This window comes from Aliiroseovarius lamellibrachiae (assembly GCF_018599245.1).
GTDB classification, from domain to species: Bacteria; Pseudomonadota; Alphaproteobacteria; order Rhodobacterales; family Rhodobacteraceae; genus Aliiroseovarius; species Aliiroseovarius lamellibrachiae.
This window is the reverse complement of record NZ_JAHEVJ010000007.1, coordinates 85,140-109,696: the sequence shown is the minus strand read 5'-3', so window position 1 is coordinate 109,696 and position 24,557 is coordinate 85,140. Positions and strand designations below refer to the sequence as shown.

The 24,557-nt window shown below is 57.0% G+C and carries 18 protein-coding genes; 7 read left to right on the top strand and 11 right to left on the bottom strand.

Annotated features, from left to right (window positions below; genetic code table 11):
* Positions 1–103 precede the first annotated feature (103 nt).
* Positions 104–1,921 carry an extracellular solute-binding protein gene (locus KKW20_RS13080; protein WP_214568347.1) on the top strand — a complete coding sequence of 606 codons (1,818 nt, stop codon included), beginning with the start codon at positions 104–106 and terminating at the stop codon, positions 1,919–1,921.
* Positions 1,922–2,013: 92 nt separating this feature from the next.
* Here KKW20_RS13080 and KKW20_RS13075 read toward each other — a convergent pair whose 3' ends face one another.
* The gene (locus KKW20_RS13075; RefSeq protein WP_214568346.1) at positions 2,014–2,640 is read right to left on the bottom strand and encodes a helix-turn-helix domain-containing protein; all 627 of its coding nucleotides are present in this window, start codon (positions 2,638–2,640) and stop codon (positions 2,014–2,016) included.
* Positions 2,641–2,704: 64 nt separating this feature from the next.
* On the opposite strand from KKW20_RS13075, the gene KKW20_RS13070 reads away from it, so the two are divergent.
* The 3 genes from KKW20_RS13070 to KKW20_RS13060 all read left to right on the top strand — a co-directional run bounded on the left by KKW20_RS13070 (position 2,705) and on the right by KKW20_RS13060 (position 6,321).
* Positions 2,705–4,264, top strand: coding sequence for a class I adenylate-forming enzyme family protein (locus KKW20_RS13070; RefSeq protein WP_214568345.1), 1,560 nt, complete (start codon positions 2,705–2,707; stop codon positions 4,262–4,264).
* A gap of 186 nt (positions 4,265–4,450) precedes the next feature.
* The gene (locus KKW20_RS13065; protein WP_214568344.1) at positions 4,451–5,107 is read left to right on the top strand and encodes a DsbA family oxidoreductase; all 657 of its coding nucleotides are present in this window, start codon (positions 4,451–4,453) and stop codon (positions 5,105–5,107) included.
* Positions 5,104–6,321 (top strand): multidrug effflux MFS transporter, encoded by a 1,218-nt coding sequence (locus KKW20_RS13060; RefSeq protein ID WP_246534604.1) that lies wholly within the window; start codon positions 5,104–5,106, stop codon positions 6,319–6,321. Before KKW20_RS13065 ends, KKW20_RS13060 begins: the two co-directional genes overlap by 4 nt.
* A 53-nt stretch (positions 6,322–6,374) precedes the next feature.
* Here KKW20_RS13060 and mfd read toward each other — a convergent pair whose 3' ends face one another.
* Both mfd and KKW20_RS13050 read right to left on the bottom strand, forming a co-directional pair.
* A complete protein-coding gene (mfd, locus tag KKW20_RS13055; RefSeq protein ID WP_214568343.1) occupies positions 6,375–9,824 on the bottom strand; it encodes a transcription-repair coupling factor in 3,450 nt (1,149 codons plus the stop codon).
* A gap of 68 nt (positions 9,825–9,892) precedes the next feature.
* The gene (locus tag KKW20_RS13050) at positions 9,893–10,381 is read right to left on the bottom strand and encodes a component of SufBCD complex (RefSeq protein ID WP_246534603.1); all 489 of its coding nucleotides are present in this window, start codon (positions 10,379–10,381) and stop codon (positions 9,893–9,895) included.
* A gap of 252 nt (positions 10,382–10,633) precedes the next feature.
* Between KKW20_RS13050 and hemB the strand changes: the two genes are divergently transcribed.
* Together hemB and KKW20_RS13040 are read left to right on the top strand one after the other, a co-directional pair.
* The gene (gene hemB, locus KKW20_RS13045) at positions 10,634–11,650 is read left to right on the top strand and encodes a porphobilinogen synthase (RefSeq protein ID WP_214568341.1); all 1,017 of its coding nucleotides are present in this window, start codon (positions 10,634–10,636) and stop codon (positions 11,648–11,650) included.
* A gap of 211 nt (positions 11,651–11,861) precedes the next feature.
* Positions 11,862–12,452 carry a lipid-binding SYLF domain-containing protein gene (locus KKW20_RS13040; protein ID WP_214568340.1) on the top strand — a complete coding sequence of 197 codons (591 nt, stop codon included), beginning with the start codon at positions 11,862–11,864 and terminating at the stop codon, positions 12,450–12,452.
* A gap of 62 nt (positions 12,453–12,514) precedes the next feature.
* On the opposite strand, the gene KKW20_RS13035 is transcribed toward KKW20_RS13040, so the two are convergent.
* Positions 12,515–13,387 carry an NAD(P)-dependent oxidoreductase gene (locus KKW20_RS13035; protein WP_214568339.1) on the bottom strand — a complete coding sequence of 291 codons (873 nt, stop codon included), beginning with the start codon at positions 13,385–13,387 and terminating at the stop codon, positions 12,515–12,517.
* Positions 13,388–13,465: 78 nt separating this feature from the next.
* On the opposite strand from KKW20_RS13035, the gene KKW20_RS13030 reads away from it, so the two are divergent.
* Positions 13,466–15,937, top strand: coding sequence for a penicillin acylase family protein (locus tag KKW20_RS13030; protein WP_214568338.1), 2,472 nt, complete (start codon positions 13,466–13,468; stop codon positions 15,935–15,937).
* 94 nt (positions 15,938–16,031) lie between these two features.
* Here KKW20_RS13030 and hflX read toward each other — a convergent pair whose 3' ends face one another.
* The 7 genes from hflX to KKW20_RS12995 form a co-directional block, all read right to left on the bottom strand.
* Positions 16,032–17,273, bottom strand: coding sequence for a GTPase HflX (gene hflX / locus KKW20_RS13025; RefSeq protein WP_343207594.1), 1,242 nt, complete (start codon positions 17,271–17,273; stop codon positions 16,032–16,034).
* 41 nt (positions 17,274–17,314) lie between these two features.
* A complete protein-coding gene (gene hfq / locus KKW20_RS13020; protein ID WP_055192264.1) occupies positions 17,315–17,551 on the bottom strand; it encodes an RNA chaperone Hfq in 237 nt (78 codons plus the stop codon).
* A 157-nt stretch (positions 17,552–17,708) separates the two neighbouring features.
* Positions 17,709–19,241, bottom strand: coding sequence for a TrkH family potassium uptake protein (locus tag KKW20_RS13015; RefSeq protein WP_214568337.1), 1,533 nt, complete (start codon positions 19,239–19,241; stop codon positions 17,709–17,711).
* On the bottom strand, positions 19,241–20,617 hold the full coding sequence (trkA, locus tag KKW20_RS13010) for a Trk system potassium transporter TrkA (protein WP_214568336.1): 1,377 nt from the start codon (positions 20,615–20,617) through the stop codon (positions 19,241–19,243). The genes KKW20_RS13015 and trkA overlap by 1 nt, the downstream gene beginning before the upstream one ends.
* Positions 20,614–20,817, bottom strand: coding sequence for a hypothetical protein (locus KKW20_RS13005; RefSeq protein WP_214568335.1), 204 nt, complete (start codon positions 20,815–20,817; stop codon positions 20,614–20,616). The genes trkA and KKW20_RS13005 overlap by 4 nt, the downstream gene beginning before the upstream one ends.
* Complete coding sequence (ntrX, locus tag KKW20_RS13000) at positions 20,804–22,258, bottom strand: nitrogen assimilation response regulator NtrX (RefSeq protein WP_214568334.1); 1,455 nt, start codon at positions 22,256–22,258, stop codon at positions 20,804–20,806. The genes KKW20_RS13005 and ntrX overlap by 14 nt, the downstream gene beginning before the upstream one ends.
* Before the next feature lie 15 nt (positions 22,259–22,273).
* Entirely contained in the window at positions 22,274–24,505 is a 2,232-nt protein-coding gene (locus KKW20_RS12995; protein WP_214568333.1) for a sensor histidine kinase NtrY-like, read from the bottom strand.
* Between the last annotated feature and the right edge of the window lie 52 nt (positions 24,506–24,557).

Here is a 24,557-nt window from a genome sequence, read left to right as displayed (position 1 = left end):
TACCGCTAACCCCAGCCGGTTCCAAGCTAAAAGTTTGAAAAGACTATTTGACATGGTTAGGCTTTTGCCAAGCAAACGAGGGACATGAAGGATTGTTGCCGAAATGAAATCAGATTTATTCCAATTCCTGCGCAAGACGATTTGGGCAGGTGCGATTGTGTTATCGGCCGGTCAAATGACCGTTGCAGAGCCGCAACATGGCATAGCTATGTATGGTGACCCTGCCCTACCACCGGATTTTGTGTCCCTACCCCACGTAAATGCGAAGGCGCCAAAAGGTGGAAAAATCGTGTTTGCCGAGGCGGGCAGCTTTGATTCGATTCACCCGCTGATTCGCAAAGGCCGCGCGCCGTGGCAGTTGAGATTTATGTTGTTTGAAAGCCTTATGGGCCGCAGCTGGGATGAGCCATTTACGCTTTACGGTGTTTTGGCCGAATCGATTGAAACGGATGAGGCACGCACATGGGTCGAATTCACCCTACGCGACAACGCAAAATTCTCGGACGGAAGCCCGGTGACCGTTGCGGATGTGATGTGGTCTTATGAAACGCTCGGCACCCAAGGTCATCCGCGTTACCAAGGCGCGTGGAAAAAAGTCGACACGATGGAGCAGACCGGCCCGCGTTCGATCAAATTCACCTTCAACACCGAAGATCGCGAATTGCCGCTGATCCTGGGGATGCGCCCAGTGCTGAAAAAAGCCCAATGGGAGGGCAAGGCGTTTGATACGTCTGGGGTCGAAATGATCCCGATTGGATCCTCTCCTTATGTGATTGGGGATTTTGAACCGGGGCGCTATCTGACCCTGAAACGCAATCCGGACTATTGGGGCAAAGACGTGCCGTTCATGCGGGGTCAGGCCAATCTGGATGAGATCCGGTTTGATTATTACGGCGATGGTGACGTGACATTTGAGGCATTTAAGGCCGGCGAGGCGTCGACCTATCGTGAGACGAATGAACAAAAGTGGGCCACACAATATAACTTCCCGTCGGTGCAATCAGGCGATGTGGTGCTGTCCGACATTCCGCATCAAAGACCGACGGGGATCAAAGGCTATGTTATGAACACGCGCAGCGACGTGTTTGCCGATATCCGCGTGCGCGATGCGCTGATCCATGCGTTTAACTTTGAATTTATCAACCAAACCCTTGATGGCGGGGCACAAAAGCGCATCTTGTCCTATTTCCACAACTCGGTTCTTGGCATGGCGCCGGGGCAACCCGCCGAAGGACGTGTCGCTGAAATGCTCGCGCGCTATTCTGATTTGCCAGAGGGCGCGGTGGAGGGCTACAGCCTGCCTGTCTCTGATGGGTCCGAACGCAACCGCGCGGGGCTGCGTCGTGCCATGGCGCTGATGGAAGAGGCCGGATGGACCGTGCAGGATGGCGAGATGAAAAACGCCGACGGCACGCCGTTCAGCTTTGAAATTCTTTTGAAAAACGGCGCAACAGGGACACGCCAAACCATTGATCTTTACGTGTCGGCGCTGAAACGGTTGGGGATCAACCCTGTCGTCACCTCTGTCGACAATGCGCAATACAAAGAACGGGTGAACGCCTTTGATTTCGACATGGCCTATTATTGGCGCGGGCTGTCGCTGAGCCCCGGCAATGAGCAAAAGCTGTATTGGGGGTCTGAAAGTGCCAATCAAGAGGGGTCACGCAACTGGATGGGGGTGCAATCCGCGGCGATTGACGGCCTGATTGACACCATGCTGACGGCCAAGGATCAAGAGGATTTCCGCGCGGCCACCAAGGCGCTTGATCGTGTGTTGACCGCCGGACGTTACGTGATCCCGGTCGGCTATTCCAACACCTCACATATCGCGCATATAAAGGAGCTGAAGTTCCCGCAAACCATCCCGATGTACGGCGATTATCTGGGCTTCCAGCCAGAGATTTGGTGGTTTGAAGAGTAAGCTGTTCGATCGCAAAAAACCCAAGCCCGCGAAGCGTTGTCTTCGTGGGCTTTTTTTGTCCAACCCTCGGGCGGCGATCTATCGTGCATCACCTAGGTCAGCGACGTGATCCACAGAATCGTTGCATCTTCTTCGCTGATCGACACGACATTATGCCCCATCGAGGCATCGTAATAGGCGCTGTCGCCGCGTTTCATTTCAACGGGTTCGTAGAATTCTGTGATCAAACGGATGGCGCCCGTCAGCACGTAAAGAAACTCTTCCCCGTCATGGCGCACCCAACCGTCAAATTCGTCAAAGGCGCGCGCACGCACGCGGGCACGATACGGCAGCATGGCTTTTTTGGTCAGCGCACCGCCCAGAAGTTCATGTTCATAGGTGGTGGTGGCGTGGGCCGCGCCCTCGCCCGATTTGGTCACGGTCATGCGGCCAGACACTTGCGCGGTTTTTGGCGTGGTGAAAAGCTGTGGCACCGAAATCTCAAGCCCAATGGCGAGTTTTTTCAGCGCATCATACGTGGGTGACATCTGTCCGTTTTCGATTTTCGACAGGGTGGAGCGGGCCAATCCGGCCTGACCTGCGGCTTGTTCCAGCGTCCAACCACGCGACTTACGCAAGTCACGCACGCGTTCGCCAAGATTTAAGGGAAGCGGATCTGGGCCCGCATCGCCACTTTCGCGGGCCAGTTGGATCAGGCTGGGTGTGCTGTTTTCCGTCATATCCCCCTATTGGCACCAACACGGGCCTATTGCAACCGGGACAAAGGATTGGCAGATGTGGATTATGCAATCAGTCGTCACACCAAACCCGCCTCATCCTGCCGCGCCGAACCCGTTTAACATGGCCCAATATGTGCTGCGCCATGCGGCCGATTTGGGCGACAAAACGGCCTTGTCCGTGGTTGCTGCGGATGGCAATGACGACCGCCATTGGACCTATGCGACCCTGTCGCGCGCGGTGCGCAATGTGGCGGGTGGATTGTTGGCGCAAGGCCTGTCGCCGGGGGATCGCGTGCTTTTACGCCTTGGCAATGATGTGGATTTCCCACTGGCTTTTCTGGCGTCAATTGCGGCGGGGCTGGTTCCGGTTCCAACCTCGTCACAACTGACGGAGATTGAAATCACCAAGATGTCGGCGTTGATTGGCCCCAAGTTGATTGTTGCAAGCGAGGGCGTCACACGCCCTGCTGCGCAACCAAACCTGCCGGTGCCCCCGATCTTATCGGCAGAGCAACTGCACGGGTTGGCCGATCACACCCCTGCCCCTTTTCATCAAGGCGACCCGGATCGCCCCGCTTATATCATTTTCACCTCGGGCACCTCGGGGCAAAGCCGCGCGGTCACCCACGCGCACCGGGCCATTTGGGCGCGGCGAATGATGTGGGAGGGCTGGTATGGTCTGCGCGACAGCGACCGGATCCTGCACGCAGGCGCCTTTAACTGGACCTATACGCTGGGCACGGGATTGATGGATCCCTGGACCATTGGCGCCACCGCCTTGATCCCGGCAGCGGGCACCACCGCGGATCAATTGGGGGCTTTATTGGCGGCACATAAGGCCACGATTTTTGCCGCTGCACCGGGGGTTTACCGGCAGATGTTGAAACACGATCTGCCCAGTCTGTCAGATCTGCGTCACGGATTGTCAGCGGGCGAAAAGCTACCCTCGGCAACCCGGGCGACCTGGAACACACGCACCGGGACGCGCATATATGAGGCGTATGGCATGTCGGAATGCTCTACCTTTGTGTCCGCAAGCCCCACACGCCCGGCGCCGAAAGGCACGCTTGGATATCCACAACCCGGGCGTCAAATCGCTGTGTTGGACCCGGTCGGAACCCCTGTACCTTTCGGCCAGTCGGGTATTCTGGCGGTCCACCGATCAGATCCGGGTCTGATGCTTGGTTATCTAGGCGCTGACGCGGCCACGGCCGACCGTTTTCTTGGGGAATGGTTTTTGACGGGTGATACGGTCAGCATGGATGACGCGGGTGCCATTACGTTTGAAGGACGCTCGGATGACATTATGAATGCGGGCGGGTTTCGCGTCTCTCCGATAGAGGTCGAGGCCGCGATGGCGCTTCATCCCGGTGTGCATGAAGCGGCCTGTGCCGAGGTTGCGATCAAGGCAGATACCACTATCATCGCCTGTTTTTACATCCCTGAAACGCATGAGATGCCAGAGCAAACCCTTTTGGATCATGCCCACGCCCGTTTGGCCCATTACAAATGCCCCCGCCTGTTTGTGCCGGTCGAAACCTTGCCCCGTGGCGCCAACAACAAGCTGTTGCGCGCCAAGCTGCGCGAAACCTATGAGACGCAGCACGACGGCGGTTTGCGATGAAAGTGAAACACGGGTTTGGACAAAACATCGCCACACTGACTGGGTCCCTTTTGCGTCGCCTTTTTTGGGTTGGTTGTAACACGGGGGTATTTGCTTAACGTGCTAAGTATTTTCCAAGTTGCGCCTCTCCCCCCTTTTCATCACTGCAAATCCACGATAAGGCGAGTGTCTGAAGAGGAGAGTGCGATGATCCGTTTGGATATTTTCTCAGACCCAATTTGCCCGTGGTGCTACATCGGGAAAGCCCGATTGCAACGCGCGCTAGAGGCACGACCAAACCACCCCTTTCTGATCCAATGGCATCCTTTTCAGCTGAACCCTGACATGCCGGCAGACGGCATGGATCGCCGCGCGTATCTTGAGGCGAAATTCGGCGGCAAAGAGGGCGCGATCCAAGCCTATTTGCCTGTGGTCCAAGAGGCAGAGGACAGCGGGCTTGAGATCAATCTAGAGGCCATCACCCGCACGCCCAACACGCTGAACGCCCACCGGTTGATCCAATGGGCTGGGCTTGAAGAAAAGCAAAACGCCATGGTGGATCGCTTGTTCAAAGCCTATTTTGTTGAAGGCAAAGACCTGGGCGACCTGGAGGTTCTGGCGGATCTGGCGGCAGAGGCCGGGATGGAGCGTGATGTAGTCGCGCGGCTGTTGGCCTCTGACGCGGACGGCGAGGAAATCTCTGCGCGTGATGCGGATGCCCGCGCCAAGGGTGTTAATTCAGTTCCTACTTTTGTTATTTCAAATCAACATGTTGTTCCTGGCGCACAACCGGCAGATCTGTGGGTGGGCGTGATCGACGAAATTTTGGAGCAGATTGACGCTGCCCCAAGCGAGGCAACTTGAGTTCGATTTTCACCCCTAAAAAACCGCTGCCGCTGTTTGAGTTTATCGCGCTTTTGGCGGCGCTGTCCTCGATGGTGGCGTTTTCCATCGACTCCATCCTGCCGGGCTTGCCTGAGATTGCCAGCGAAATGGTGCCGGACAATGTGAACCGCGCGCAATTGGTGATTACGGCATTTGTGGTTGGCGCGGGCTTAGGGCAGTTGTTCTTTGGCCCCTTGTCCGATGCCTTCGGGCGACGTGTGTCGATGGGCGCCGGGTTTGCGCTTTATATGATCGCTGCGGCGGCGGCAATCACGGCGCAGTCTCTTGAGGCGCTGTTGTTTTGGCGTTTTGTACAAGGTTTGGGGGCGGCCGGTCCGCGCACCAGTGCGATGGCGTTGACCCGCGATCTCTATGAAGGGCGCCTGATGGCCCGAGTGACATCGATTGCCTTTTCTTTTTTTGTATTGGTGCCGGCCATCGCCCCGATGTTTGGGCAATGGGTGATCCTGTCCTTTGGGTGGCGCCACATGTTCACCACATATATTATCGTCGCGATGTTGATCCTGGCCTGGTTCTGGCTGCGCCAACCGGAAACCTTGCCGACAGAAAAGCGTCGAGCGTTGCGGTTTAAGCCGGTGATTGAGGGCTTTGGCATGGTGCTGAGCAACCGTGTCACCCTGCTTTACATGACCGTCATCACCTTTGCCTTTGGGCAGTTGATGGCCTATCTCAGTTCAGCCCAGCAGATTTTCGTCGATGTTCTGGGGACTGGCACCTCCTTTCCTTATTACTTCGCTCTGGTCACGATCTTATCGGCGGGCGCGGGGTTCCTGAACTCGGTTTTGGTGGTTCGCGTTGGCATGCGTCGTCTGGCGATGGCTGGCTTTGCCGCGCAAACGGTTCTGGCGGGGACAACGCTGATTGTCTGGACCCTGCTGTCCCCAGAGGGGGCCTTTGCGCTTTGGTTGTTTGTCGCCTGGTCGATTACGCTGTTTTTCCTGAACGGGCTGAGCTTTGGAAACCTGAACGCGCTGGCAATTCAACCGCTTGGCCATGTTGCGGGCACTGCTGCGGCCGTGATTGGCGCGCTTCCGACGATGCTTGCCGTGCTTATCGCCGGGCCAGTTGGCTTGGCCTTTAATGGCACCCCCTTACCGCTGTTGGTTGGGGTGACGATCTGTTCCGGTTTGTCGTTTATCTTGATCCAAATTGACCGCCACAACCCGAACTAGCGCCCCGCCATTGCGTCGACACTGCCGGACCAATGTTAAGGCCGCCTAAGGCCCTAACCCTTTTGTTTTGTGGCCTCTTTCACCTTGATCGCAAGATCCTGCGCAATCGCAAAGGCCCCTTTGATCTTGTCAGAGGTTTTGCGCCAGTCACGTCGCACGACAATCTTATTGTCGCGCACTTTGGCCAAGCCGTCTTGGGCCTGAATAAACTCGATCAACCCGTGCGGAGAGGCGAATTTGTCGTTGTGGAACTGGATTGTCGCGCCCTTTGGCCCACCATCCAGTTTCGCAATCCCCGCGCGTTTACACATGCCTTTGATGCGCACAATCAACAAAAGCGTGTTGACCTCTTTCGGCAAAGTCCCGAACCGGTCGATCAACTCTGCGGCAAAGCCTTCCAATTCCACCTTGGTCGACAGGCCAGACAGCCGGCGATAAAGACCCAGACGCACATCAAGATCGGGCACGTAAGTATCTGGGATCAAAACAGGAACGCCCAAGTTGATTTGCGGCGCCCAACCGGTATCCGCCTCGGACAACCCTTCAAGCTGCCCTGATTTGATCTTGGCAATCGCCTCTTCCAGCATCTGTTGGTAAAGCTCATAGCCCACTTCGCGCATCTGGCCGGATTGCTCTTCGCCAACCAAATTGCCCGCCCCGCGAATGTCCAGATCCTGACTGGCGAGCGTGAACCCCGCCCCCAGCGCATCCAAGGATCCCAGCACCCGCAAGCGTTTTTCGGCCGTGGCCGTCAGCGGGACACGCGGTTTGGTGGTCAGATAGGCATAAGCGCGGGTTTTGGATCGCCCCACACGGCCACGGATTTGATAAAGCTGCGCCAGACCAAACATGTCCGCGCGATGCACAATCATCGTATTGGCGGTGGGAATATCAATCCCGCTTTCAACGATGCTGGTCGCCAAAAGCACGTCATATTTCCCGTCATAAAACGCGTTCATCCGGGTATCCAGCTCGCCTGCCGCCATTTGCCCATGAGCGATGACAAAGCTGACCTCTGGCACATGGTTTTCCAAAAAGGCCTGAAGCTCGGGCAAATCCTTCACGCGTGGGGCGACGAAAAACGACTGCCCGCCTCGGTAATGTTCACGCAGCAGGGCTTCGCGCAGGGTCACAGAGTCGAATTCCGAGACATAGGTGCGGATCGACAAACGGTCCACCGGCGGCGTGCCGATGATCGACAGATCCCGCACCCCAGACAGCGACATTTGCAAGGTGCGCGGGATCGGCGTGGCAGACAGGGTCAGCACATGCACATCCGATCGCATTTCTTTCAGGCGTTCTTTATGGCTCACGCCAAAGCGTTGTTCTTCATCGACAATCAACAAACCGAGGTCTTTGAACCGCACGTCTTTTGCCAAAAGCGCATGGGTGCCGACCACGATATCCATCGTGCCGCGTGAAATGCCATCTCGCGTCAGTTTGACCTCTTTCTGGCCCACAAACCGGCTGAGTTGCCCGACATTGATTGGAAAGCCACGGAAGCGTTCCGCAAAGCTTTTGTAATGCTGGCGGGCCAGCAAAGTGGTCGGCGCAATCACGGCCACTTGTTGTCCACACATGGCGGCCACAAAGGCGGCGCGCATGGCCACTTCGGTTTTGCCAAAGCCCACGTCGCCACAGATCAACCGATCCATCGGGCGACCGGTGGCCATGTCATCAATCACATCCTCGATTGCGCCCATTTGGTCGTCGGTTTCCTGATATGGGAACCGGGCCGAAAACTCTTCCCACGCGTGGTGGGGGGCTTGCAAAATCGGGGCTTTGCGCAGCTCGCGTTCAGCGGCCAACCGGATCAGCTTATCGGCAATTTCGCGGATACGTTCCTTAAGCTTGGCCTTTTTCGCCTGCCACGCCCCACCGCCGAGCTTGTCCAAAAGCCCGGTGTCTTGGCCGAATTTCGACAGAAGCTCGATGTTTTCCACCGGAATAAACAGACGGTCGCCGCCCATATATTCCAGCAAAAGACATTCATGCGGCGCGCCCATTGCGGTGACAGTTTCCAACCCCATAAAGCGGCCAACGCCGTGATCCACATGCACCACCAAATCGCCCGCCGACAGGCTGTTGGCCTCGGTCAGGAAATTCTCAGCCCGGCGTTTGCGTTTCTGACCGCGGATCAGCCGATCGCCCAGCACGTCTTGTTCGGAAATCACTGTGATATGTGGGGTTTCAAACCCATGTTCCAGCGGCCAAACCGCGAGATAGGTCCCGCCGCCGCTGTCGGGCACATCGCGGAAGCTGTCGATCGGCGTGGCGCCGATCAACCCTTCGTCGGCCAGCAGCCCGGTTAAGCGTTCGCGCGCCCCTTCGGAGTAGCTTGCGACAATTACAGGCATGCTGGATTTTGTCTTAATGTGGGCCGCCAACGCCTCAAACAGATTGACGTTTTCCTGTTGGCGCTCGGGCGAGAAATTGCGCCCGATGCGCCCGCCACCATCCACAACACCGGGGCCTGTGGCCTGTGGCAACGCCGAAAACTGCACCACACGGCGTGATTTGATCTGCGCGTCCCACGCGGCATCATCCAAATACAAAAGCTCTGCCGGACAGGGTTTATACACCGTGTCCATCCGGTTTTTGGCTTTCATGGCGATTTTTCGGGTCTCATATTGGTCTTCGATACTGTCCCACCGCGACAGGCGGGCGGCGGTCAGGTGATCATCCAACAGAATGGACGCATCCGGCAGGTAATCAAACAGCGTTTCCAGCTTTTCGTGGAAAAACGGCAGCCAATGCTCCACGCCTTGATGTTTACGGCCAGCTGAAACCGCTTCGTAAAGCGGATCATCCGACCCTGCCGCGCCAAATTCGATCCGGTAGTTTTGCCGAAACCGCGTGATGGATGCCTCATCCAACAGCACCTCGGATACCGGGGCAAGGTCGATGCCCTTCAGCTTGTCGGTTGTGCGCTGGGTGACGGGGTCAAAACGGCGGATCCCATCCAAAACATCGCCAAACAGATCCAACCGAACCGGGCCGCTTTCGCCGGGCGGATAGATGTCGATGATGCCGCCGCGCACGGCAAAATCACCCGGTTCCATCACTGTGGGCGACTGGCTGAAGCCCATGCGCACCAAAAAGCTGCGCAGCTTGTCCACGTCGAGTTGATAATCCACACGGGCCGAAAAACTTGCCCCCTCAAGCACTGATCGCGCGGGCAGTTTTTGGGTGGCCGCATTCAGTGTCGTTAGAAGGACAAATTTGCCAGACAAAGCCCCCGTCGCCAGCCCCGCCAAAGTGGCCATACGGGTGGCGGACACATCGGCGTTTGGCGACATGCGGTCAAACGGCAGGCAATCCCATCCGGGGAATTGTACCACGGTCACGCCGGGGGCAAAAAATGACAGCGCTTCTTTCATCGCGGCCATGCGTTTATCGTCACGCGCGACATGGAGAACGGGGGCCTCGCTGCGATCAAGTTCTTTCAGCAAAAGCTGCGCGTCAAACCCTTCGGGGGCACCGGATAAAAGCACATGTGTCATAGGATTGAGGTAACGGAGCGTGGCGTGGTGTCAAGCCCTGCGCCGCGTTCAAATAGGCTCACGCCAGATCAGCTCCAGGCATGCAGCGACAGGTTTTGATACATCCCCCACATGGAGGTGACAAAAATCGAAAGCATACCAAGCACTTGTGTCTGGATGCGATGGCGGTTCAACCGGTCCCGCAAATCGATACCATCCAGCGTTTGATCTTGAATGATCCGCGCTGTGTTAAGCGACATCACCCCAACCAATGTCATGGGAAAGGCGATCAGCAACAGGGCCTGCGCAAACTCAACCCCATAGACAAAACCAAGCAAAAACAGGCTGGTAAGGGCGGCACAGGCAAAGCCCAGCAGCCACAGACCAGAGGTTGCCGCGATATAAAGCAAGCGCGAGCAATAGATGCGGGTCAACAGCTCCAGATCGACCTGCGCTTGGCCTTCGTGGCGCGCTGCGCGCTGGACCAGATCATAAGGCACGCCAATCACCCAGTGGCTGGTGGTTGACCACAACACCGCAAGCGCGATCCAATACCACAGATTGGAAAATGATCGCATGTCGATAATTTCAAAAAGTGTTGAAAACCAGTCCACTCTGTCTGCCCTATCTTGCAACCGCTTGCCCCATCGTGATCAGGCCCGGCCAATATATTCGGCGACCATACGCTTGCGGTTCGCGCATGAAAAGCGGTTTTCGTATGCGAAACAGACAGTAAATTCCATTGTGAACGGGTCGCAGATCTGACCTGAGCCCTTGCCCCATCGCAAATCCCGTGGCAAGGACGATATGGATCAAGTCAGGAGAGCCAGATGAACCGCCCCATTCCCTCGCGCACCGTTGCCCCATTTCCCACGACGCGCCTGCGCCGCACCCGATCCTCGGCTGCGCTTCGTGATTTGGTTCGGGAAAATTCCTTGGGTGTGAACGATCTGATTTGGCCGGTGTTTGTGGTTGAAGGGGATGATGTCGAGCAAGAGGTGGCTTCGATGCCCGGCGTAACCCGGAAATCCATCGACCGCTTGGTCGAGGCCGCCCATGAGGCCGCGGATCTTGGCATCCCGGCGATCTGCCTCTTTCCCTACACCGATCCCGCGCTGAAATCCGAGGCCTGCGAAGAGGCGTGGAACCCTGACAACCTGTCCAACCGCGCCATTCGGGCGATCAAACAGGCGGTGCCGGATATTGCGATCATGACCGACATTGCGCTGGATCCCTATAACGCAAACGGGCATGACGGTATTGTGCAGGACGGCGAGATCCTGAATGACGAAACCAATGTGGCCCTTGTGCGCATGGCGCTTGCGCAGGCTGAGGCCGGCGCCGATATCCTTGGGCCATCCGATATGATGGATGGGCGCATTGGCGCCATTCGCAGCGCAATTGAAGGCGCGGACCATCGCAACCTGACCATCATGTCCTATACCGCCAAATATGCCTCTGCCTATTATGGCCCGTTCCGCGATGCGGTTGGGGCGTCTGGTGCGCTGAAGGGCGACAAAAAGACCTATCAGATGGATCCGGCCAATACGGATGAGGCGATGCGCCTTGTGGAACGGGATCTGATGGAAGGCGCGGATATGATTATGGTCAAACCCGGCCTGCCCTATCTGGACATTTGCCGCCGCGTGAAAACCGAATTTGGCGTGCCGACCTTTGCCTATCAAGTGTCCGGCGAATACGCGATGCAAGAAGCCGCCGCCGCCAATGGCTGGCTTGATGGTGACAAAGTGATGGCCGAAAGCCTGATGGCGTTCAAACGCGCTGGCTGCGACGGGATTTTGACCTATTATGCCCCGCGTATGGCAAAAATGCTGTCAGAGGCCTAGGCTTTTTCAAAGCATCAATTTCGCGTAAGCGGTTGATTTTTCGCCCAACAGCGATTTTCCGCGTGATCCTTGCTGGGTGCGTGACACTGTGGTGCGATTGGGCTATATTGCAGGCAGAAACAGGCATAGACCTGTCATGACACACAGGCTTCAACAACGCGAAACAGGGTGCGCCCTTGTCGCAAGTTGAATTGGCGATACGAGGCATAACATGAGCAAATCAGAGAATTCCCCAAATCAATCTCACCCTCTTTCCAGACGTGGCTTTATGGTCGGGCTTGGCGGGGCTGGGCTGGCCGTCGCAGGCTGTGCCAATGGTATTGGATCGCAAGATGGCACCAAAATTGATGCCCGCGCGGATCAAACCCTGCGCTATCTTTACAACCGCTACCCTGACACACAGCAGCTTGCGTCGAAAGCAACTGGTATGCTGGTCATGCCGCTGGTGACAGAAGCCGGGTTTGTGGTGGGCGGTGCTTACGGCCGTGGCGCATTGCGCGTGGGCGGTGCCACTGTTGATTATTATCTGCAAACCCAAGCCAGCGTTGGGTTTCAAATCGGCGCACAGCAATACGCCCATGTGTTGTTTTTCATGACGGATCAAGCGTTGCAAGAATTCCGCACCGCCTCTGGCTGGGTGGCGTCGGCCGACATCAAATACGCGTTCCAAACTGTGGGCGATCGCCTGACGGCTGATACCATCACCTCATCCGATCCGGTTGTTGCGGTGGTGTTTGGGCAAGCGGGCGTGATTGCGGGGGCCGCTCTTGAGGGTGCGAAATACACACGCATCATTCCGTAAGATATTGATATATATGAGAAAGGGAGGATTCACGCCTCCCTTTTTTTGTGTAAAATCGTATGTTATCCGCCGTCTTTCAACCGCTTAAACAAGCTTGATGTGTCCCACCGCGCGCCGCCCATCTTCTGCACGTCTTTGTAGAATTGGTCCACGAGGGCCGTGACCGGAAGGCTCGCGCCATTCTCATCTGCGGTGGCCAGACAGATGCCCAGATCTTTGCGCATCCAATCCACCGCAAACCCGTGTTCAAAGTGATCGTCCGCCATGGTTTCATGCCGGTTGACCATCTGCCAACTGCCCGCAGCCCCCCCTTGGATCACGTCAACCACTTCGCGAATATCAAGGCCTGCTTTTTCGGCGAAATGCAGCCCCTCTGACAGACCTTGCACCAATCCGGCGATGCAGATTTGGTTGACCATCTTGGTCAGTTGCCCGGCACCACATTCACCCAAGCGTTTCACGGTGCGACCGTAAGCCTGCATGATCGGCTCCGCAGCGTTATATGCCGCCTCATCGCCACCACACATGATCGACAGAACACCGTTTTCGGCGCCCGCCTGCCCGCCAGACACGGGGGCATCAACAAAAGAAACCCGAGCGGTTTTCGCATCTGCATAAAGTTCACGCGTGACTTTGGCCGACACGGTTGTGTGGTCGACGAAAATCGCCCCATCCGCCATGCCCGCCAGCGCGCCCGCATCGCCGAGCACCACGCCGCGCAGATCATCGTCATTGCCCACGCAGCACATGACAAAATCCGCACCCATTGCGGCCTCGCGCGGGGTCGAGGCCCATTTGCCCCCATGTTCCTTGGCCCAAGCTTCTGCTTTCGCGGTGGTGCGATTGTAAACCGTCACCTCGTGACCTGCGGCGACCAAATGCCCGGCCATCGGATATCCCATGACCCCCAAGCCCAAAAACGCACATTTTGCCATGATGTTTCCCTATCGTTGAATTCTTTTGTCAGGCACAGTAGTTACCGCTCAGGTCAGATACGTCAACACGAGGGATTTATGGCGCTGGTATTTAAGTGGTTGATCCGCATTGTCTCAGGTTTGTTGGTTTTGGCCATACTGGGCGTGGCACTGGTGTATTATCTGGCCGCGCAATCGCTGCCGGATTATGACGTGACGCGCGAAACCAAAGGCATCACAGCGCCGGTGGAAATTGTGCGCAACAACGCCAATATCCCGCATATCTTTGGTCAGACCGATCAGGATGTGTTTTTCGGCCTTGGCTATGTGCATGCACAGGACCGATTGTGGCAAATGACGATGATGCGCCGCACCGCACAAGGGCGTTTGTCTGAGCTGTTTGGCGAACGCACATTGAAGGTGGATGAGCTGATGCGCCGCCTTGATATTTATCACCTCGCCCAAGAGGCGGTCGACGATCAGGACAAAGACACCAAAGCGGCCCTTGAGGCGTATGCCTCTGGTGTGAATGCCTATTTGTCGCGCATTAATTCTGATGCTTTGGGTCGGGGCGCGCCGGAATTTTTCCTCTTTTCCAATGACATATCCCCGTGGCAACCGGCAGATAGTCTTGCAATTTTGAAGCTGATGGGGGTGCAACTCTCGGGTCAGATCGAAGAGGAAGTCCTGCGGGCACGCGTGTCTTTGGCTTTGCCAGAAGAGCGCGTGAAAGACATCCTGCCCGATATGCCGGGGGCCGGTGTGGCCGCCCTGCCCGATTATGCAAGCTTAATGCAAACAGACCCCAAGCAATTCGCCACACTTGAGGGCCGTCAAACACGACCAGACATGTGGCCCTCGCCACGACGAGGCTTTGCAGGGGCCTCAAATGCTTGGGCGGCCGCGCCGTCACGCTCCGCCGCCGGTGGATCGCTTATGGCCAATGATCCCCATCTTGGTCTGACCGCGCCAACCGTGTGGTATCTGGCGCGACTGGAGCTGTCGACCGGCGGTGTCATTGGCGGCACCATACCCGGTATGCCGATCATGATGGTGGGCCGATCTGATGAGTTTGCCTGGGGGGTGACCTCGTCTTATCTGGATGATCAGGATCTTTTCATCGAAGAAGTAAACCCCGATGCCCCAACCGAGGTGCGCACGCCGGATGGCTTCAAGCCCCTGCGCGAACGCCCCACAATCATTCGCATCAAAGACGCACCGCCCGTGACCATCACGTTGCAATGGTCCGACAATGGCCCGGTGCTTCCGGGGTCCCTTTACGACCTCGCAACCATCACACCACCGGGACATGTGACCGCCCTCAGCTGGACCTTGCTGGGCCCCAGGGATCGATCAATGAGCGCGGGCATTCGCCTTATGCGTTCAAATTCCGTCACCGAAGGGATCGCTGCGGGTGCGGATTACCTTGCCCCGAGCCAGAACCTGACCATGATCGACAAAAGCCAGATCGCGATGAAGGTGATTGGCGCGATGCCCCGGCGCAACCGAAATCACCAGACCAAGGGGCGCATGCCCAGCCTTGGCGCCGTGGCAGACAACCGTTGGATGGGGCTTGAAAGCTACACCGCAAATCCGGAATTTGTGCAGCCTTCAGGCGGGATCGTCGGCAACACCAATAATAAAGTCGTCGACCGGCCCTTTCCGCTTCATATGAGCTTTGATTGGGGCGACAGTCAGCGCGTGCAGCGCTGGAACCGGTTGATGCAAGCGCGCGCCGTGCACACACGCGACAGTTTCATCGAGGCACAGTTGGACCCGGTGTCCGTCACCGCCCGCACCTTGTTGCCACTTGTCGGGGCAGATCTGTGGTTCACCGGAGAGGCCGCCCCTGAAGGCACCCCCGAGCGCGCACGCCAACGGGCCTTGACGCTGTTGGCCAATTGGAACGGCGAGATGAACGAACACATGCCCGAACCGCTGATTTACTCGGCTTGGATGCGGGCGCTGCAAAACAGATTGATCCGTGACGAAATGGGCCCACTGACCAGCGAGTTTCCGCATCTGGAACCGCTGTTTATCGAACGCGTCTTTCGTAATATCGACGGCGCAGAGGTCTGGTGTGACGTGATCCAATCGGCCCCGGTTGAAACCTGTACCGATGTGGCGCGCGCCGCCCTTGATGACGCGCTGTTATGGCTGGATGAACACACCCGAGGCGAACAAGAAAGCCTGCGCTGGGGGGATTATCATGTGGCAACACAGGACCATCCTGTGTTGGGCAAGGTGCCGTTTTTAAAGTATTTTGTGAACATTCGCCAATCAACCTCCGGGGGGGATAACACGCTGTTGCGTGGGCGCACCTCTGGCACGGATCCTGACCCGTTTCTGAACGTCCACGGTGCGGGCTATCGCGGAGTCTATGACCTATCTGATCCCGACAGTTCCCTGTTTGTCGTGTCCACCGGGCAATCAGGTCATCCGCTGTCACGTCATTATGACGATCTGGGCGAGCTGTGGCGCCGTGGCGAATATACCCCCATGTCGCTTGATCCCGATCTCGCGCGGGCTGCGTCAGTGGGCATCACCCATCTGATCCCAAAAGCACCCTAGCCCCGCCCGCCTTGGCACAATCCCGCCTTGGCACAAACACATAAAAAAAGACCGCCCAAAAGGCGGTCTTTTTGATTTGACTGTAAGGCGGCGCTTACAAGGAAGCATATTCCGCCTTTTGACGCTCGGTCCAGGTGACGGTCACACTCCATCCCTCTTCACCGGGCTCTTCCTTATCCACCACACCTTGTGCAAATAACCACGCACGCTGTTTGCCTTTTGAAAACGCCAGCAACATCGTCACAGTTTCACGTACAGTGTCGAGCTTGGCCTCGATGGCCGCCATCAACGGTTCGAACCCTTCACCGGTCACCGCTGAAAGGCTGAAAACCTCATCCATCCGGCTGGCTTCGACGCGACGGGCGTCCGCCTCGCTCCCCTCAAGCAAGTCGATCTTGTTCCAGATCTCCAGCATCGGGGTGGTTTCATCAAGCCCCAACTCTTCCATAATGAGCGTGACATCCTTGGCCTGCTCATCGGTGTTTTCAGACGAGATATCGCGCACATGCAGCACCAGATCCGCGGCCAACACTTCTTCCAGAGTGGCGCGGAAGGACGCGACAAGCTGGGTGGGCAGGTCCGAGATAAAACCAACCGTATCGGACAGGATGACTTTGCGCCCGGATCCGGGCAGCTCCACCTGTCGCATTGTCGGGTCCAGCGTGGCGAAAAGCATATCCTTCGCGAACACATCAGCGCCGGTTAACTTATTGAAAAGGGTGGACTTACCGGCATTGGTATAACCGACAAGCGCCACGATCGGGTAAGGAACTTTGGCACGCGCTGCGCGGTGCAGTTCGCGTGTTTTAACAACCTTTTCCAACTGCTTGCGCAAGCGGTTTAATTGATCATCAATTGCACGGCGGTCCGCCTCGATCTGGGTTTCCCCAGGCCCCCCAACAAAGCCAAGCCCGCCACGCTGGCGTTCAAGGTGGGTCCAGGCGCGCACCAACCGGGTACGTTGATAGCTCAGCGCCGCCATTTCAACCTGCAACACCCCTTCGCGGGTACGCGCACGATCGGAAAAGATCTCAAGGATCAAACCCGTGCGATCGAGGATTTTCACGGCCCACATTTTTTCCAGATTGCGTTGTTGCACGGGGCTGACGGTGCCATCGACCAGCACCAGATCAATCTCCGCAGCCTGAATGCGCTGGCGCAGTTCTTCGATTTTACCGGTGCCAAACAGATGGCCTGCATGGGGTTTGGACAAACGCACAATCTCGCGCCCCTGCACCTCTAGATGCGGGAGCGCTTCGGCCAAGGCTTCGGCCTCTTCCAGCGCCGGCCCCGAGGCACGGCGGTTGCGGTTGTTTGTCAGCTCGGGATGGATCACCCACGCGCGCGTGGGCTGTTCCTCTTGATCTACGAGGTCGGTCAGCTGTCTTCGCCATCATAAAGGTTGATCGGAGCACCCGGCATAATGGTCGAAATCGCGTGTTTATACACAAGTTGCGATTGCCCGTCACGGCGCAGGAGCACACAGAAATTGTCAAACCATGAAATCACGCCCTGAAGCTTCACACCGTTGATCAAAAAGATCGTCACGGGGACTTTGGATTTGCGAACATGGTTGAGAAAGGCGTCTTGCAGGTTTTGCTTATCGGCAGCCATCGTTTTTTTCCTTTGTTATCTCGTGCTGTGTCTTATCCAACCGGTTTCCCGGCGGTTTTATGAACCTATTCAACCAATATGGCGTGGCATGTGTACAGTTTCCAGCCCCAAACGCGCCGTAAAGGTGCAGTATGGCGACAAAAACACAGATTTCCGCCTATCTGCGCCAGCTTTCAGGGTTAAAGAGCGCGATAATGGCCAATGTTTCGAGCCGGCCAAGCACCATGGCCGCGGCCATGACCAATTTGGCGGCATCGTTCAAGTCCGCGTAGGAAATCGGATCAACAGCTGCAATTTGCGCCAGGGGGCCGGTCGTTGTCAGCGCCGCAAGCGTCAGGATCAACGCGCTTTCAAACTCCTGCCCGGTCAGGGCCAGAGCCGACGCCACCAAGGCCACGGACATCGCAAGCAGCATGAAAAACACCCAAGCCATATAGGCACCGCGGCCGCGCATATGCCGCGCATCGGTGCCGCTTCCCCCCACCGATGAGGGGTGGACCAGTTTATCAAGCTCGCGCCGCCCATGCACATAAAGCGCATAGACCCGCATCAGTTTTGCGCCGCCCGCTGTGGTGGCCACGCCCCCGCCCACCAACGCCACCGCCATCAGGATCAAGCCCGGTGTCTGCAACCCGGACCAATCGCGACTGGCGGTCCAGGCCGCACTTTCAAACCCGGTTGTGGTGAGAAAGGACAAAACCGTAAAAACAGCGCCCCAAAGCGAAGTTAGCCCGGTCAATAGCGTCATTTCTTCGTCAACTTCAATGGCACCAATCCAGTGCCGCACGAATAGAAACACCGGCACTACGGTGATGATCGCAAGCGCCATACGGATTTCGGCGTCGTCAAATAAACCTTTTAAATCATTCGCTTGCATATCCGTCGCAAAGGTCAGACGGGAAATGGCAAAGATTAAAAAGACCGCAATCATCACCTCGCCGCCATAACCCGCATTGCCCCCAGCAGGCCCCCCAACCGGGGAAATCCCGCTTGTGGCCATGGTCGACATTGCGTGGCAAAGGGCCACAAAACCTGTGTCCCCTGCGAGGATCAACCCAATCCACAACACCAGCGTCAGCCCCGCGTAAACCGGAAACAGCCGCACCCCATACGCGCGAATTCTGTCTGATATGTCGGCCACTTTTGTGATCTGGCTAACCCCGGCCCCAAAGCGCCCCGCGTCACTGCGGGCGCCGAACCGGGCGCGCACTTCAAATCCACCGAGGGCCATCGGCGCCAAAATCGCGATGGCCCCGACCCAGATGAACAACCCGCCAAGCCAGCCCACCAACGCCCGCCACAAATGCACTGTGTCCGACAGCCGCCCTGGGTCATCAAACAGGGTCGCGCCTGTGGTGGTCAGCGCGGACACCATTTCAACGTAAGCATTTAGAAAGCTTGTATTTTTCACCGCTTGATGAAAGGGGACCGCAAGCATAATGGGCAATAAAACAAACAGACCAAGCAACGCCATCAGGTGCCGACGCGGGCGGTTGGATCTTGGTCGCCCAACCATGGCCAACGCCAAAAAGGAGGTCAGAAACCCAAACAGGATTGCGCCGTAAAGAAACACCCGCGCCTCAAAGAACGCCCCCGTGAACCAGCCAAAGCCAGCGGGCACCATCATGGCAAGCACTCCGATCCCCATCAGGATCACCAGAAGCGGTAATTTTACGATCCAGTTCAGCATCAGAAAAAGTCGATTTGGACCTGCAACAGCCGCTCGACCTCTGGCACGTCATCGGACAGGGCAAACAGCGTGACGATATCGCCTTCGTCGATGCGGGTGCGACCGGTGGGTTTGATCACCTCAGACCCCTTCAGAATTGCGCCCACAAGCACGCCTTCCGGGAAATCAATGTCGCGGATTGCCTTGCCGGAAACGGGCGAGGTCGGCAGAACTTGCGCCTCGATCACCTCGGCCTCGGCATCGCCCAGTGAATACACTTCGCGCACCTTCCCGTGGCGAATATGGCGCAGGATCGAGCTGACGGTTTGGGTGCGCGGGTTGATATAGGCATCAATATCCAGCGGATCCATCAGCCCCACCAACGACGGATCATTGATCAGACAGATCGACATCTGACAGCCGACAGATTTCGCCCGAACCGAGGTAAGCAGGTTGACCTTATCATCATCCGTCACCGCCAGAATTGCATCTGCCCGCGGCACCCCCGCCTCTTTCATAAGCTCTAAATTCATGCCGTCGCCGTTTAAAACAACCGTGCGTTCCAAGGCATCCGCGGCAACCTCGGCCACCGGACGGCTAAGCTCAACCACCTTGGCACGGATCCGGTCGGTTTGCGTTTCCAGCGCCTTGGCCACGGCCAGACCGACATTCCCGCCCCCCAAAATCACCACGCGGCTTTGGCGTTTGGTCGACTTGCCGAACACCTCCATCGTGCGGTCCATATCGGTGGTTTTCGTGAACACATAGATCTGATCGCCCGCAAACAGCTGATCGCCAGGTTCCGGGGCAAACAAGGACCCTTCGCGGCGCACCCCAACCACAATCACAGAAAGGGTGGAAAAGAGGTCGGTCAACTGGCGCAAAGGCGTGTTTAAAACCGGACAGTCTTCCTCCATCTGGATACCCAAAAGCTGCACTTTGCCGTCAAGAAAGCTTTCAATATCAAAGGCCGAGGGCGCACGTAGGCGTTTTAGAACCGCATCGGCCACCTCGCGTTCGGGGCTGATCACCACATCAATTGGAAGGTGATCGCGCCGGTAAAGATCGGCGTAAATCGCATCAAGATAGGACTGGCTGCGCAGACGCGCGATTTTGCGCGGAATGGCAAAAACGGAATGGGCCACCTGACAGGTAACCATATTCACCTCGTCCGAATGGGTCGCTGCGATGATCATATCCGCGTCTTCCGCGCCCGCGCGTTCCAGCACATCCGGATAGGACGCAAACCCCGCAATTCCCTGAACATCCAGCGTCTCTGTCGCGCGGTTGACCAGGTCGGGATTATTGTCCACCACCGTCACATCATTGTTTTCATTGGAAAGATGGCGGGCAATTTGCCAGCCAACCTGACCCGCACCGCAAATGATCACTTTCATGGCTGATCGACCCCTTGTTGAAATTCTGCGCCGATGTCTGTGTCAGCCACTGCATCACGTCCCGCGCCAACCGTACAGCGGTTGCCAATGATGTGACATTCATGATCGCCAAGGTCAACTGCCCCGTCCATTTGACCATCGGGACTTTGGGACGGGATCAGGGCGTGACATAGTGTGTTCACGGCCTCAGGCTCCGACATCCTCGCCCTGTTCGTCACCAGGCTCCTCTGCCACATAGGCCACCCGGGCCCCGGCTTTGTTGCCCGTCACCACCCCAAGTGATTTCAGTTTCCGGTGCAGCGCGCTGCGTTCCATGCCAACAAAATTTGCTGTCCGCGAGATGTTGCCGCCAAACCGGTTGATTTGCGTCAACAGATATTCCCGTTCGAACGCCTCGCGTGCCTCGCGCAGAGGCAGGGTTGCCAAGGCCGTGGGCAGTGTGACGGCTTGATCCGCCGCGCCCTCTTCGCCAGCGCCGTGGTCCGCCCCCGGCAATTCACCCGAGGAAATCGGCCCCGTGCCGTCGCCAAGGATCAACACGCGTTCGATCACATTTTTCAGCTGGCGCACATTGCCCGGCCACCCCATCGCCTGCAACATTGCTTCCGCATCTTCGCTCAGCTCACGCAGGTTCAGCCCTTGTTCGCGATTAAACATCTCGAGAAAGTGTTGCGCGAGTTGGGGAATATCTTCACGACGCTCAGACAGCGCAGGCACGGTGATTGGCACCACATTTAGGCGGTGAAACAATTCTTCGCGGAAGGATCCCGCCTCAATTTCGGCCTGCAAGTCCTTGTTAGAGCTGGAAATAACGCGAATGTCCACACTCGCTTTGTCGTTGCCACCAACACGCTGGAACCGTTGATCAACCAACACCCGCAGGATTTTTGATTGCGTGCCAAGGGGCATATCGGCCACTTCGTCAAAGTAAATCACCCCGCCATTGGCTTCGTCCAACAGGCCCGGTTCAATGCCGCGCTCAGCGCTTTCGCGCCCAAACAGCACCTCTTCCATCCGGTCCGCTTCGATCGAGGCGGAATTGACCACCACAAAGGGCGCAGACGCGCGGTCGGAATTTGCGTGAATATAGCGCGCGGCCAGTTCTTTACCCGAGCCGGCCGGGCCGCTCAGCAACACTCGACCATTGGACTTGGTGACTTTTTCCAGGTTATTTTTCAGCGCCTTAAAGGCGGAACTGGATCCAATCATCTCGCTTGGCGCGCCGTCGCGCCGCCGTAGTGCCGTGTTTTCCCGGCGCAAACGGCTGGTTTCCATCGCGCGCCCAATCACGACCATCAATTGATCAATATTGAACGGCTTTTCGATGAAATCATAAGCGCCCTGTTTGATCGCCGCGACCGCAATTTCGACGTTGCCATGGCCGGAAATAATGACCACAGGCACCTCGGGATGTTCGCGTTTGACCATTTTCAGGATATCAATCCCGTCCATCGCGCTGTCTTTCAACCAGATATCGAGGATCATCAGCGCCGGAATATCCGCCTTAACCTGTGCGACCGCCTCGTCCGACGTGCCCGCCAAACGAGTGGTAAACCCCTCATCCTCAAGAATATCCGAGATCAATTCCCGGATGTCCCGTTCATCATCGACAATCAGAATATCGCCCCGCGTTTCCGTCATGTGATCCTCTTTCTTTTAAACATTTTGGGCGTCGGGTGGGGTGTCCACCGGCAGCCAAATAATTGCCATCGCCCCCGGAAGGGCGTTTTCGCCAAAAGCTGGCGCATCGTCCAGCAGCAAAGTGCCGCCATGTTCTTCGATAATCTTTTTCACGATCGGCAGCCCCAGCCCTGTGCCCTTATCACGGGTCGTCACATAGGGTTCAAACAGGCGCGAGCGATCTTCTGGCAGGCCGATCCCATTGTCCGCAATGGTGATGCGCACACCGCCTTCGCGACAGGTCATCTCGATACGGACCTCGGGGTTATGCCCTTCGGGCGCCCCACGTTCCTGAAGTGTTTCAATGGCTTCCCCGGCGTTTTTGATTAGGTTGGTCAACGCCTGTCCAATCATGGTTGCGTCAATATCCACCAAAACTTCGCCATCCGGCAGTTGCGCACGGATTGACACGCCCTCTTGGCCAGCTTGCTGTAACAACACCGCATCACGGGTGAGCGCAACGATATCCGTGCGCCGGCGTTCTGGTTCTGGCATCCGCGCGAATTTCGAGAACTCATCCACAATCCGACGCAAATCCCCTGTCTGGCGCACAATCACATCGGTGTATTGCTCAAGCGCCGCCACATCCAGCCCTTCGACCTTGCTAAACTTACGTTTGATGCGTTCAGCAGAGAGTTGGATCGGCGTGAGCGGGTTTTTGATCTCATGCGCGATACGACGCGCAACATCGCCCCAAGCCGCCATACGCTGTGCGGAAACGAGGTCCGTCACATCATCAAAGGCCAGCACATACCCCTCAAGCTCGCCATCTTCATTGCGCCGCTTGGCAATGCGCACCAACAGGCTTTCTTGCTTGCCGTCGCGGGCCAGGCGCACCTCTTGCTGCACGCTTTCACGCGATGATCGGCTGAGGTCATCATACATAGGTTGGAATTCCGGCACGACCAGCGACAGCTCGTGTTCCTGCCCGGTTTCATCGCGCACTTCCAACAGCTGCTCTGCCGCCCGGTTCAAAAAGGTCACCCGCCCCAAGGCGTTTAACCCAATCACCCCACCGGTGACCGAGCTAAGAACGCTGTCAAATAACCGTCGCCGTTCATCAATCTGGTGGGTGTTTTCCAAAAGGCGGGCGCGCTGGCCTTTTAGTTGTTTGGTCATTTGGTTGAAATAGCGCCCCAACATCGCGATCTCATCATCACCGCGTTCTTCAAGAACCTGCACGTCAAGATCCCCGGCGCCAACCCGTTTTGCCGCCCCCGCAAGCCGCCCCACTGGGCGCGCAAGGCGTTCGGCAAACCACATGCCCATCCAGACGGCGGCAAGGATAAGGATCAGTGCAAATCCCAAATAGATCAGACCAAACTGAAACAATCGTTGTCCCCGCTGGCTTTCCAATTGATTATAAAGCCGCGCGGCCTCTTGGGTTTCATCCACAAGATCCAGAATTTCGCCGTTCACCTCGCGGGTGAGATACAGCAAGTGATCGGTGAACCCCTGCAATTGCAGCAACACGCGAAACTCGTTTTGCGCCCAATCCTCGATGACCACAGTTTCCCCGCTCAGCGCCTTGGCAATCTGATCCGGGGTCGGCATGTCGAAATTAAACAGATAAGAGCTGTTGCCGCGCACGCGGATCTCGCCGTCACTGTTCAGCACAAAGGCTTCACTCAGCCCCCGCTGAATGCGATTTTGCGATTGGATCAAAAGCTGCGACAGCTCGCCTTCGGTCAGCAAAAACTGTCGCTGACGTTCCACGGACAAAAATGACGCAATGGCGCGGGCATCCTGCACCAATCCATCACGACTTTCGCCCTTATACGCCTCGGCCGCGGCGCGCGAATTGCCAACCACCAAACGCACGCGATCAGAAAACCAGCCTTCCAGCCCCATATTCAGCGTCAGCATCGCAAACACCGCCACAAGAACCGTGGGGCTGAGCGCAATAAACGCAAACACGCCAGTCAGGCGCAAATGCAACCGCGAGCCAGCACTTTCCGTCCGTCGGGCTGCGATCATCCGCATAATGCCGGCCAAAACCAACCCGGCCACAATGATGATATAAAGGATGTCCGTCAGTAGGATCAGACGCAGAGATTGACTCGTCGCCCCTTGGGCAAATGGGCCCAACACAAGAAAAGTGGCCACCGCCAAAACCGGACCAAGCGCAATCAGACCAAACGCAAAAAACGTCCGCAGCCTGCGCGTTTTGCGCAGGGCCAGATACCGCTCCAGGCTGGTTTTACGCATCCTGCGCTCTGCCAACACATTGCCCCCCAAAAAAGCCAAACCGTGCAAAACC